This is a genomic window from Companilactobacillus jidongensis (genome assembly GCF_003946575.1).
In the GTDB taxonomy this organism is placed as follows: domain Bacteria; phylum Bacillota; class Bacilli; order Lactobacillales; family Lactobacillaceae; genus Companilactobacillus; species Companilactobacillus jidongensis.
Genome location: NZ_RHOP01000018.1, coordinates 1 through 13434, shown reverse-complemented (window position 1 = coordinate 13434; position 13434 = coordinate 1). Strand labels below are relative to the sequence as shown.

Genomic DNA, 13434 nt, shown 5'->3' with positions numbered 1-13434 from the left:
TTTTTACATCCCTCGTTTATAACTAGCGACATACTTCTTTCGTTTCTCATCATCGAACTCGTCTTCACTCTTAGCAATGATAATTGTAGCAAGTGAATTACCGACTACGTTAACAGCTGTACGTCCCATATCGACTAGACGGTCGATACCAGCGATAAATGTTAAGCCTTGCATCGGAACACCGATAGTTGAAACAGTGGCCAACAGAACGACAAATGAAGCTCCTGGAACACCGGCCATACCTTTTGATGTTAGCATTAGAACAACGATCAATGTGATCTGTTGTCCAATAGACAAATTAATATGATAAGCCTGGGCTAAAAATAATGCAGCCAATGATTGATAAATGGCGGAACCATCAAGGTTAAACGTATATCCAGTTGGAATGACGAATGAAACAATCCCTTTGCTTGCTCCGTATTTCTGCATCTTATCCATCATCTTAGGTAGTGCAGCTTCTGAACTAGCAGTTGTAAATGCCAAAACAAATTCATTTTCAATAATTCTAAATAATTCAAAGAAATCAACGTGGAATAATTTCCCAACAAAATACATTACGACAAAAACAAAGAATGCCATGGTTGCGTATGCGATAACAATGAACAATGCCAATGGTTTCAACGAATCGAATCCCATTTCAGCGACTGTAACACCGATCAAAGCACAGACGCCTATAGGTGCGGTACGCATGACCCAATTTGTTACCTTGAACATTACATTAGCAACTGCATTGAGCAAATCAGTAATAATTTTGCCCTCTTTACCAAGTGATGCTGTTCCTAGACCAAATAGAACTGAGAAGAAGATAACAGGTAACATATCTCCTTTACCCATAGCGGCAAAAATGTTCGTAGGAATAATTCCCATCAGCACTGACCAAATACCTGAATGCTTCGCAGCTGAAGCAGAGGCCGTGTATTGCGAAATACTTGAACCTTTCAGTTCATTAATGTTGATGTATGAACCTGGATGTGTAACATTAGCAACAATAATACCAATAATAATAGCTAAGGTCGTCATAACTTCAAAGTAGACCAAAGTCTTCAGACCAATACGACCTAGTTTTCTAATATCCCCCATATTGGCGATTCCAACTGTCAAACATGAGATAACAATAGGTAAAACAATCATCTGAATCAATGAAATGAACATTGTACCAATGTTCTGCATAACTGTGATTGCACCCTTATTGTGATAGAAGATCTGTCCTAAAATTATACCCAGAACTAGGCCGATAATAATTTGCCAGCCTAAACTAAGTCGAAAAAACTTTTGCTTTTGCAATTTAATGCCCCCTTAAAACGTCGGTTTTTATTATAGCAGATTTTTTACAAATTTAATCATATTAGAAAAAAATTAATAATTTTAAGTGAATTTATTAAAATATAATTTTGATTCATAAATTTATTATTAAACAATAAAAGCGCCCCGTTACTTACTATTGTAAATAACGAGGTGCTTTTAGTTTGATGTTCTAAAACAAATTGCCAAAGGGCAAATTTCCTATAATCTCTAGTCTTCTCCAGATTCTGAGGCAATAATATCCAAATCACCAGAAATTGTCCATGAATCAACTGTCGCAGGTAAGATCAAATGATCTCCCTTGTTCAAATCATAGTCTTTGTTGTCCACAGTGATTTTACCAGCACCGCTAATAACAGATACTAATGTGTACTTGCCAATATCATGTTTCAATGTAACAGGTTCTTTTATTTCCCAACGATATACTGAGAAATATGGTGATATTGGTGGCTTAACGAAGGTTGTAAATTTGTTCTTGCCTTCAGTCTTGCTTTGAATATCTAGTTTTGGATCTTGATTTGGTACTGTAATTGTATCTTCTGATTGTTTAATGTGTAATTCACGTTTCTTACCCGTACTCTTTTCAACACGATCATAGTCGTACAAACGATATGTGGTATCTGAGCTTTGTTGTGTTTCAAGAACCATGATTCCCTTGTTCAAGGCATGAACCGTACCACTTGGTACGTAGTAGAATTCACCAGGTTTAACAGGAACTTTTCTTAATAAGTGATCCCAGTCACCTGATTCGATCATCTTATCTAATTCTTCTCTAGTCTTTGCGTGATGACCATAAACCAAATATGAATTTGGTTCAGCATCAATAATATACCAACATTCTGTCTTACCTAGTTCATGTTCGTGCTTCCATGCGTAGTCATTGTCCGGATGTACTTGAACAGATAGACTAGCGTTGGCGTCCAAAATTTTAGTTAACAAAGGAAATACTCTACCTTTTGGATTACCAAATAATTCTGCATGACTACTCCATAGGTCTTCAACAGTTTGTCCTGCGAATTCACCATTCTTCACTTCTGAATGACCATGAGGATGGCCGGAGATAGCCCAACATTCACCGATATCACCATCAGGAATATCATAGCCGAATTTTGTCTCTAATCTACGTCCACCCCAGATTTTCTTATGAAAAACAGGTTTCAAAAATAATGGTTCACTCATGCAATTACCCTCCAGTATTTTGTACGCTAAGTTATTTATTTTCGTTCTTTTCTTCCTCAAGTGACTTATCACGATCCAAGAAGAAGATCAGTGTTTGCAATTCGTTGGCTAAGTCAACGTAGTGCACACGAATCGAACTTGGAACGTTGATGATCACAGGTGTAAAGTTAAGGATACCCTTAACTCCCGCCTCAGCTAACAGATCCGCTGTCGTTTGAGCAGCATTAGATGAAACAGTCAAGATGCAGACATCGATCTGTTGCAAAGTAAGTTGTTCCCTCAATTCATTAACGTGATAAACGGGAACACCACTCTTAACTGTTCCAACAATTGATTCATCAATATCAAAAGCTGCGGCAATTCTCACATTATTCGTACGAGAAAAGTTATAATTTAATAAGGCATTACCCAAATTACCAACGCCAACTAAGGCAACGTTGGTTCTCTTATCTTGATTCAAGAGTTTTTTGAAGAAAGCTACAAGTTCATTAACGTCGTAACCGTATCCTCTCTTACCAAGTGCACCCAGATATGAAAAGTCACGTCTGATAGTTGCACTATCGATTTTTACACCTTCAGACAATTCACCTGAAGAAATTTTCTTGGTACCTTCATCCTTTAAGAATTGGAAGTATCTATAATAAATTGGTAAACGTTTTATAGTAGCGTTTGGTACTGTTGTTTTTGTCATATTATCCCACCATTATGTGCGTACTTTCACTAACTATTATAGTAATTAAAAACGGATGAAAACGCAACAGGTTACGGCTAGAAAAGGCAAAAAATTCGAATTAATGATAAAATTGTGAATATACAAAGGAGTTTATTAACTTGATTTTATTACAAGCCCAAAGCATAACTAAGAATTTTGGAACCAAAAAACTTTTTTCCAATGTAAGTTTTGAAGTCCAAGACAACAGTAGAATCGGACTCGTTGGTCGAAATGGCGTGGGTAAATCTACCCTGCTTAAGATAATTTCTGATCAAGAGAGTTACAACAGCGGAAACATTGCGCTCAAAAAAGACACAAATATCGGCTACTTGGCTCAGGACTCTGGACTAAACAGCGATAACAAAATATTCGACGAGATGGAAAAAGTCTTCGAATATCTAAAGAAACAAGAAAAGAAAATGCATGAACTTGAATCAAAACTCGCTGACAATACCGTCAGTGACTACGATCAAATCCTTAAACAATATGACCAACTTCAAAACACCTTTCGTCAAGAAAACGGCTACGGATACCAGTCTGAAATAAGAAGTGTCCTCAAAGGATTCGGATTCGATGAAGATGTTTGGCAAGAAAAGATCTCTACCCTGTCTGGTGGTGAGAGATCACGTTTGGCTATGGCCAAAATGCTGCTGGAACACCATGACATATTACTTCTTGACGAACCTACCAACCATTTGGACATTGATACCGTTGAATGGCTAGAAGGTTATTTGAAAAACTACCGTGGTGCACTCGTAATTATTTCCCATGATCAGTATTTCTTAGACAAAGTTGTTACAAAAATCGTTGAGATCAATCATCATTCTTCATCACATTATTCCGGAAACTATACTTTTTATTTGAAAGAGAAAAAGCGTAATCAGGATGTTGAATGGAAACATTATGAAGAACAACAAGCCGAAATCAAAAAGACTGAAGAATACATTCAAAAAAATATTGTTCGTGCTTCGACTACCAAAATGGCACAAAGTCGTCGTAAAAAGCTAGAAAAAATGGACATCATGGATCGGCCTGATTCTGATCAAGGTTCAGTTCACTTCTCGTTTCAGATCGACAAAGACAGTGGCAATGATGTGCTCTTGATCAAAGATGCTGCAATTGGATATGAGACAGATCAAGTTATGTCTCAACCGATCAATCTTGATGTAAAAAAAGGCGAACGTGTTGGTATTATTGGACCTAATGGAATTGGTAAGTCTACCCTACTCAAAACTATTTTAGGACAAATTCCAATTTTGAAGGGAACTTATCAATTCGGTGCTAACGTTCAAATTGGATACTACGATCAGAACTTGAATAATCTTGATCCACACAAAGATGTTCTTCACGAAATTTGGGATCATTATCCAATGCTCGATGAACAAATTATTCGTAATACTTTAGGATCATTCTTGTTCAGTGGAGATGATGTTTTGAAACCCGTTGCCGGATTATCTGGTGGTGAAAAAGCTCGACTTACTTTGACCAAATTATCAATGGAACACGATAACTTTTTGGTAATGGATGAACCAACTAACCATTTGGATATCGACAGTAAGGAAGTTCTGGAAGATGCTCTGAATTCGTTCGCAGGTACAGTTCTCTTCGTATCCCATGACCGTTATCTATTGAATACACTTGCAGACAGAATCGTCGATATCGGATCAAGTGGCAGCACCATTTATCTTGGTGATTATGATTATTACCTCGAAAAAATCAATGCTGATAAAGAATCATCTGAAGAAAATACCGAAACTCATAATGTTAGTGAGAAAAAAGTTCAGTATCAACAATCAAAAGAGCAACAAAAACAAGAACGAAAGTTACAACGACAAATTGAGGAAATCGAAAGTAAAATTTCTGAATTAGATAAACTCAGTAAAGAAATACAAGTTGAAATGACTAAAGATGAGAATCTGTCTTCGTATACTAAATTAGCTGACTTCCAAAAAGAACTTGACGAAAACAATACTAAGCAAAATAATTTGGAAGATCAATGGACCGAATTATCAATGGAATTGGAAGATATGGACTAGGCTATTAATTGCCTAGTTAAAGGTATTTTGATATTCTTTAGCTTACAAATAAAACAAGTCGAGAAAAATCATGCAGAATAAACGACAAGAAAATTTTTTCATCCGGTTTCTTAAGGGTGTCATAATTGCACTTGGTTTTATTTTACCGGGAGTCTCAGGTGGTGTTCTTGCAGCCATCTTAGGGATTTATGAACGACTACTTCATTTTATGGCGCACATTCGTGAGAATTTCAAAGCTGACTTCATGTACTTTTTACCAGTTGGTATTGGTGGTATCGTCGGGATCGGCTTATTATCTAAGCCATTAGAATTCTTATTGGAACACTATCAAGTAATTGTCTTGTGGGGCTTTGCTGGAGCAATTATCGGTACCATGCCATCATTAATACGTGCATCAACTTCAAGAAGCCGTCGTGATATGGTTGATGTTTTATGGTTCTTTTTCATGTTGATCTTTGGTGGATTATTCTTATTCTTCATGAGTAAAATATTTGGTGCCATCCCCGCCAACTTCCTTGGATTCACCATTGCTGGGATGCTGATAGCATTGGGGGTCCTAGTTCCAGGACTCAGTCCTTCTAATCTGTTATTGATATTAGGATTATATACACCAATGCTGACAGGATTTAAGAATTTCGATATTGTCGGTGTCTTCTTGCCTATTGCTATCGGTGGTATTATCTCAATGGTGTTGTTTTCCAAAGGAATGGAATACTTAATTGAGAATCATCATTCACGTGTTTACCACTTTATTCTGGGAATCGTATTAGCAAGTACTATATTGATATTGGTTCCTAACCCCTACTCTTCTGAAAGTATCTCCTATGCTGGAGTTACTGGCACTACAATTGTTTTGAGCATTATTGCGTTCGTAGCTGGTACGTTGTTGGGGCTTTGGATGAGTGGATTGGAAGAGAAATATAAATAGATTTAAGTATAGAAAAAGCCACCCTGATTTTCCTCTTTAGGAAATCAGAGTGGCTTTTTATCATTGCTAAATCTTTAAGAGTACAGAAACAAACTCCAACAACTATAACTTCATTATTTAATCATTGCTAAATCTTTAAGATATGTACTCTAGTATTCTAACATGATACACCCTTTGCTTACTATTCTTTTTACAATTGAATATTCATATAATTTTTCGAATGTAGTTTTATCATTGCTAAATCTTTAAGAGTACAGAAACAATTGCCAGCCTGTTTATAAAGTTGACTATGTTTTATCATTGTTAAATCTTTAAGAGTACAGAAACAATTTTTATCATTATCTTGAACAACCTTAAGTTTTATCATTGCTAAATCTTTAAGAGTACAGAAACGAAGAGTTCAAAATTAATCCGTTAGAAATGGTTTTATCATTGCTAAATCTTTAAGAGTACAGAAACCTACCAGGTGAAATTTTAGAAACTAAAATAGTTTTATCATTGCTAAATCTTTAAGAGTACAGAAACACGCTCAAATCTTTACTGACAAGGTCGAACGTTTTATCATTGCTAAATCTTTAAGAGTACAGAAACTATTTCCACACCATCAATAACAGTTGGCCAGTTTTATCATTGCTAAATCTTTAAGAGTACAGAAACCGCGTCTTTTAATAAATCGGGTAACTCTTTGTTTTATCATTGCTAAATCTTTAAGAGTACAGAAACTGGTTATCCTGCCCAATCCAGACTTTGGATGTTTTATCATTGCTAAATCTTTAAGAGTACAGAAACCATCAAAAATTACGTTAGGTGTCATATATGGTTTTATCATTGCTAAATCTTTAAGAGTACAGAAACTCTAAATGATATTTTATTTTAATCAATTAAGTTTTATCATTGCTAAATCTTTAAGAGTACAGAAACAAAGGCAATTACGAAATGGTTATTCAATCAGTTTTATCATTGCTAAATCTTTAAGAGTACAGAAACAGTAGGCTTATTCAAAATCAATGAAACAATGTTTTATCATTGCTAAATCTTTAAGAGTACAGAAACATAATGATATTGATATTACTATCACACCAGGTTTTATCATTGCTAAATCTTTAAGAGTACAGAAACTTTAAATCCATAACCCACCAACTCCTCGTCGTTTTATCATTGCTAAATCTTTAAGAGTACAGAAACTGTCTTCTTCTTTGTGTTCTTGATTTCTGGGTTTTATCATTGCTAAATCTTTAAGAGTACAGAAACCTCAAATTAAAAAAATTTATCTAAAATAAGCTAATTCTCCAAAAATTTGGTTTCTGCACTAGTCAGCAAATGATCATCTAAAGAGTATGACGTCTCATAATTTAAAATCTCATTTACTACCTTCAATAATACCAAATCTTTGCCAGAAATATGCACTTTTTCATCGTTTCCCACAAAAGAGACAATTCTCTTTACACATTCCGTAAATTCTAAAGTTTCAATATCCAACTCATTCGGATATCTCATTTTAACTGACCTAAATAATTCATCAACAGGTAATAACTGATGAAAATCTTGAGCAGAAACAACTATGTTTCCTATTTCTGTTACAGTTATTGGAATATTTACAAGATTATTACCTATAAAAATTACTTTTAAGTCATAATTATCCATCAATAATTTTAAAGCATTAATAAAATCTGCTTCATCTACAGATGAAACAATATTACCTATGTTGTACATAACTATCCATGTCGGATTACCATTATTTTTTAACTTAAATTCTAAAAAGTTAAGAAACTCATCGAGCAGACTCTCGGTGTCCATGAATTCTAACGGATATGTAAGTGAATCCTCTTCATAATTCAATAACAAAAAGTTTTTCAACATATCAAGATAATTCAAATCGCCAAAGTTTACTTTTAAATTATTTGAATAATTTTTCAAGTAGTTTTGAATTTCAATCTCCAACTTTAAATTATCATCATTCAATTCATCAATAATATGATTAATTTCGATATCATCACTCAAACTATTCAAATTATCATATAATAAAGTACCTTTTTTATATTGCATTTGATTATATATACTTTCACGATCATGAATAAAATATACATCAGTATTTTTTACAGAAACCTTATTATCATCTAATGAAATTTCAATATTATTATCTCCGTATACATTCGAAGAAAGACTTGGTGTCCGATTAAAGTAATAGTACAAACTTCTAAATACTTTCCAAAGATTTTTTTGATTACATCCGGTTAAATAAACAATATCATCAAAATCTATGTCCAAGAATTTTTGGTTTTCTAATTCAATTTTTAATATCATATGATCACCAGATCCTTATTGCCAACAATTGTCTCTTGCTTACTTCTATTGCCTACAAGAACCGCCATATCATTAAATTGTTTTTCACTAACCGGAAGTAATCTTACCTCACCATGTTCAGGTAAGAATTCACTAATAGCATTCTTGTATTTCTTACCTGATGACCTATTTTGAATCGATCGATAATAAACAGAATATTGCAGCATTGTAAATCCGTTTCGAATCAATTCTTTTCTAAAAATTCTATATTGGCGTTTTTCTCCCGGTGTATCCATTGGCAAATCAAACAAACATATTAATCTCATATTTTGATATTTCAACTTTCTTCACCTATAAAATTCTTAAGCTCAATTTTTAAAATTGCATCTGGATCATTACTATCCATTGCCGATATAAAACTGGCAACAAACTCTTGCATAGAATTATCAATGGTCATTTTTTTGCCATTAATTTCTATCTTCTCATGCATAAAACTAATGATATTCTGCCTAGATTCATAACTAAGATAGTCATCATCCCCAAGAACATACTTATTTATCCAGTAATCCATTAAGGGACGGTACGGCTCCATTAAGTCATCAGCAAGATTAAAACTATTGAATTCATTACGGTGAAATATTCCAAGCATTGTAACAAGACCACTTCCAACTACTATTCTAGCCATACACGATCTAACTATGGCATAGCCAAAATTCATTGCTGCATTTGTTAAACAATCTTCATCCCTAGTAAATGATTTGCCATATAAGGAATCAAAATAAACTTTGGCCACGTGCCCTTCTCTATTTGTCTTATCACCAGATATCAAGTTACTAACTAAATCTTCCATAAGTTCAAGCCGCTCTTGCTCAACTCCAGCGAACCTAGCAAATGCAACTTGGTTATCCATTTTTTGTTTGATTACCCTTTGCCAAATATCTCCTTTCTGATCATCTGACCAATTCGATTGATTAATAACTCGCTTAGCATTGTGATGATACTGGCCATATGGCAGATACATACCGACTGGTAAATATTTGTCATCACAAATTACTAATCCAACATTATTCTGACTAAAACTAGATAATAATTTTGTAGTAATAGTCGTTCTGTTTCCTTCAAGTACAACCATTGAAATATCCGAGAGTGGTATATGAAGCTTGTTGTCCATCTTAATAATCTCCACATTATCAAGACGGAGTCTCAGCGTATCTCCTTCTTTAACATGAACAATTCTCCATGCCATAAGCACTATCCTCCAAATTTTTATATAAAAAAAACCACCTATAAATATAGGTGGTAAATTCGGAATAAATCCTTATTTCTGTAGATCCTTAAAGATTTAGCAATGATAAAACAAAATGCATGCATTATAAGGCGTCCCTTACAGACATATAATAGCATATATTGTGTTTTAATCAAGGATATCTTTAGGTTCTTCTCCTTCTTTTTCAATGTAAAATGGATTACCTAATATATCAGTATTTACTTTCCAAATTTTACACTTTTTGGGAATTAAACGCTTTATAAGCCTTCCATTACTTCCCTTCCCGTATATCGGTAATGTATTTACACTCTCTGATTTATCAATTGGTTTTAGTTCAGCGTAGCCCTTTTTTTTCTCCATTGTTCTCGACCAAAATAGCACTTCAACATTTTCTTTTGTCTCCAAATTTTCAACTTTAATTCTATCTTTTCGATATAAGGTAAATACAAATTCTGAATCATTGGATACATTTTCACGTGCCTTTATTTCAAGATACTTTTCCTTATTTATCCCATAAATTCCCGATTTATTGAATTTTAAATCTGAATATTTAAGTCCCATTATTTCATATTCCCCTGTATTGCGATTGAAATATACATCTGTTCGCCATGGAGACAAAGATTGTAATACAACATGCTTATTTTTCGCATTACAAGGTGTTATATCAATATTGGAGCCGACTTTTTTATCCAAATATTTTAACTGCTTAATTTCAGGACCATTATTTTTTTTAGAATATTTACGAACCATTCCATGATCACGTCTGTATAACTCAAAAGGTGAAATTTTTATGGACTTAACACTTCCATTATCCTGCACTTTTTCAATATGATCCGGATAATTATTCATAATATTTTCTAATTTACTAAAACTTCGTATATCATATTTGTACAACAAGAATTTACTCATATCTTTATCGTATATTTTCTTAAATTTGCTATATTGACCTGCATCATAAATATTTTTAATTTTAGAAACTACATATTCTGATTCCTGTTTATCCTTAGACAGCTTTGCAATTCTTGTAGAATATAATGTCGCATCACTTACTTTACGATTCATTTTTTTGTCTACTTGATGTGAAAACTTTACCCTTTTATCAGAATTATTTAATTCTTCAACAAAACCCACATATGGCTCTACATAAGTTACTTTATCAAAAGTTTTATCATCCAATATTTCTCCAGTTTCAATATCAATTGAATTCCCCACAATCTTATCTGGAAACATTGTCGCACCTTTTTCCCAAATTTTTAAGAATGGAGTTGCTGCTATTATTGATGCATCAATTGCATGATGGTAATATGTTTCACGGCTTTTATAGATATGCCAATGTTTTCGCATATTTGATGTAAACTTACCACGAATCACTGATATTTTCGTATCAATATTTTTTTCACTAAAAAATTCTTGTAAGTTATTCAAAACAACTTTTGAAGCATATCTAGTATCCACTAAATTCCTAGCAATGAATCTTTTTCTAGTTTCAATATCATTAATGTCTTCCATGAATAGATAATTTTTTCTTTTTTCTGCTAACTTATTATTACTCATTACCATTGCTTTCATGACTTCAAATCCCTGTCCATAACCTTTGTTCATAAAACCTAATGGTGTCATCTTGTCCTTTACCTTATTCATATCAGAATAACAAAGTGTTTTATTATTTATACCATCATCTAAAGAAACTGACTGAGGAATAATATGATCAATTTCAAACATATCTGGATTACTCAATAGATCTGATACAGATATCGTTTTGCCACTATATAAATCAATCCCATCTTGTTGATACCATAATCTTATTTTGAAGAACAACTTTGATCCATACATTCTAAGTGCATCATCCACTATAGACTTATTCCCAATCTCTTCAACCACTGCCGTAAGCGCGGCATTCTTTTGTTTCTTATTTTCTTTTTGGAAATCTTCAATTTCTTTTTTAGCATCTTTTTCATTATCATCTCGAGGCATCTCTATAACAATATAATTAATTGAGCCATAATTCTTAATAATTTTATTAACAACTTTTAAGGCCTCCGTAACGGATTTAGATACAACTGGGTTAAAAATATCACTTGAAATTTGTTTATAAGGAATAAATTTATTGTTAATAAACTTTTTACTATTATTTCTATTCAATCCCATTTCATTAAACAATGTCATTTGTTCGACTGGACGTTCAACCATTTCTGGAATCAATAAATTCATTGATTTTACAGATAAACGATGCCATTTGTTATTAGTGCTGATATTAAAACTCGATTTATGATCAATGATAAATTGAATTAAATCATCATTAAGAAAACCATATATCGGCACAAGGTCCTCCTCAATCCGCTTTCTAATTTCACCATTTTCAGTATTTAAAGTTAATATAAAACTCAAATCATCTATGAATTTGACCGGCCAATTGCTTATATCAACACCATCTTTTAAATAATCTACATGTATTTTTCTGTAGATTGACATTGAACTTATCTCCGGTTTATCATTATTGTCTGTTCTGAATCCCTGTATATCATCGTCTGAACATTTCGCGATTTTCTTAATTAATTTAACCATCTGAATTCTTTTCGTTTCCGTGCATAGTTCATCTAATATTTCTTTTTTTTCATTTGTTGTAAGTTTCTGATCTTCATGATTAAGAATTCTAAGGTTGTTTAAATCATTTAAAACATTAAATTTCTGAGCAGTGTATGATGCTGCCGATGCTCTAAGCTCTTCAGGGTATATTTTGTCGTGACCAATGAGTTCTTCAAATAAATTCTTCAATGTACGACCATCTTCTTTAAAAATTCCATAATTAGTTCTTGATTTCTTACTACCAGGACCAACAAAATAATTTCTTTTTCTAGATAAAATTGTTATGTAGTCATTTTCAAAATCATTAGATAAGATTTCAGGATAAAATTCTCTTTGCTTTTCAATTATTTTTTTGGCTTCTTCAACAAAATTTTTTGTTGGAAATACATTTAGTAAAATATCTGAATTATTCACATTCGGATCAATTACAGTATTTCCCCTTACAGTTCCATATTTGCGAAGCCTTTCTAACTGAATTTCACCTGGTGTTTTGTTAATCAATTCTTTGGAATTCAATTTTAAACTTTGCGAATAATCAGATCCATTTTCCTCTTCGTCATAATCACTTAAATCATAACTTATACCACGTCGTTTGACCAAATGATATAATGCCTTAGAAAGCTCTAAGATAGTTAGCCTTTCTGTTAAGCCTTTTACTCTCAATACGTAAGGATTAATATTATTATTGAACTTTTCAAAATAAGAAAATCCCCTATTATCAATTAATCCATATTTTTCAAAAAGCTTTACAGTATCTATTCTGCGCTGACGTTTACGACGAATTAATCTTCGTATGCCCCTCATAGTTCGTCTATCTTTATTTCTAGATGCATCAGCACCGTTAAAAATTCGTGCCCCTAATTCGACAATTTTTCCTGTATCAACGTCAACTACACTGAACCCCACTGACGATATTCCAATATCTAATCCAAGACTAATATTCTTTTTCATTTGCTTAAACTCCAACCTATAACTTACTTAGTATATTTTGTTATTTAATAACTTCAATATAGCATAGCACTTATATTTTGTCAGTATAAAAAATCAATAAAGCAAAAAAGAGCGGTTCTATACTTTCTGGTATTGATGAATAATCAATACCAGTTTTTTTGTACTCTTTTAAAACAAAAAGAACATCACT

The 13434-nt window shown here is 33.0% G+C and carries 9 protein-coding genes and 1 CRISPR repeat array; of the genes, 2 read left to right on the top strand and 7 right to left on the bottom strand.

What is annotated here, in order from left to right; genetic code table 11:
- Positions 1-3: 3 nt before the first annotated feature.
- The 3 genes from EKM68_RS10620 to EKM68_RS10610 all read right to left on the bottom strand — a co-directional run bounded on the left by EKM68_RS10620 (position 4) and on the right by EKM68_RS10610 (position 3172).
- Positions 4-1284: a cation:dicarboxylate symporter family transporter gene (locus tag EKM68_RS10620; protein WP_125590569.1), complete on the bottom strand. Its 1281-nt coding sequence runs from the start codon at positions 1282-1284 to the stop codon at positions 4-6.
- Between the two features lie 228 nt (positions 1285-1512).
- Positions 1513-2481 carry a mannose-6-phosphate isomerase, class I gene (manA, locus tag EKM68_RS10615; protein WP_125590567.1) on the bottom strand — a complete coding sequence of 323 codons (969 nt, stop codon included), beginning with the start codon at positions 2479-2481 and terminating at the stop codon, positions 1513-1515.
- Positions 2482-2512: 31 nt separating this feature from the next.
- Positions 2513-3172 carry a redox-sensing transcriptional repressor Rex gene (locus EKM68_RS10610; protein ID WP_125590565.1) on the bottom strand — a complete coding sequence of 220 codons (660 nt, stop codon included), beginning with the start codon at positions 3170-3172 and terminating at the stop codon, positions 2513-2515.
- 140 nt (positions 3173-3312) lie between these two features.
- Here EKM68_RS10610 and EKM68_RS10605 point away from each other — a divergent pair, with 140 nt between their 5' ends.
- Together EKM68_RS10605 and EKM68_RS10600 are read left to right on the top strand one after the other, a co-directional pair.
- The gene (locus EKM68_RS10605; RefSeq protein WP_125590563.1) at positions 3313-5229 is read left to right on the top strand and encodes an ABC-F family ATP-binding cassette domain-containing protein; all 1917 of its coding nucleotides are present in this window, start codon (positions 3313-3315) and stop codon (positions 5227-5229) included.
- A gap of 70 nt (positions 5230-5299) precedes the next feature.
- Positions 5300-6157 carry a DUF368 domain-containing protein gene (locus EKM68_RS10600; RefSeq protein ID WP_125590561.1) on the top strand — a complete coding sequence of 286 codons (858 nt, stop codon included), beginning with the start codon at positions 5300-5302 and terminating at the stop codon, positions 6155-6157.
- 225 nt (positions 6158-6382) lie between these two features.
- A CRISPR array of direct repeats spans positions 6383-7408; the repeat unit is 36 nt; unit sequence GTTTTATCATTGCTAAATCTTTAAGAGTACAGAAAC.
- A 30-nt stretch (positions 7409-7438) separates the two neighbouring features.
- Here the strand turns inward: EKM68_RS10600 and EKM68_RS10595 are convergent.
- From EKM68_RS10595 to cas9, 4 genes are all read right to left on the bottom strand, one after another.
- The gene (locus EKM68_RS10595) at positions 7439-8461 is read right to left on the bottom strand and encodes a P-loop NTPase family protein (RefSeq protein ID WP_125590559.1); all 1023 of its coding nucleotides are present in this window, start codon (positions 8459-8461) and stop codon (positions 7439-7441) included.
- The gene (gene cas2 / locus EKM68_RS10590; RefSeq protein ID WP_125590557.1) at positions 8458-8766 is read right to left on the bottom strand and encodes a CRISPR-associated endonuclease Cas2; all 309 of its coding nucleotides are present in this window, start codon (positions 8764-8766) and stop codon (positions 8458-8460) included. Before cas2 ends, EKM68_RS10595 begins: the two co-directional genes overlap by 4 nt.
- Before the next feature lie 11 nt (positions 8767-8777).
- A complete protein-coding gene (gene cas1 / locus EKM68_RS10585; protein WP_125590555.1) occupies positions 8778-9686 on the bottom strand; it encodes a type II CRISPR-associated endonuclease Cas1 in 909 nt (302 codons plus the stop codon).
- A gap of 168 nt (positions 9687-9854) precedes the next feature.
- Positions 9855-13244: a type II CRISPR RNA-guided endonuclease Cas9 gene (cas9, locus tag EKM68_RS10580; protein WP_125590553.1), complete on the bottom strand. Its 3390-nt coding sequence runs from the start codon at positions 13242-13244 to the stop codon at positions 9855-9857.
- Positions 13245-13434: the final 190 nt, after the last annotated feature.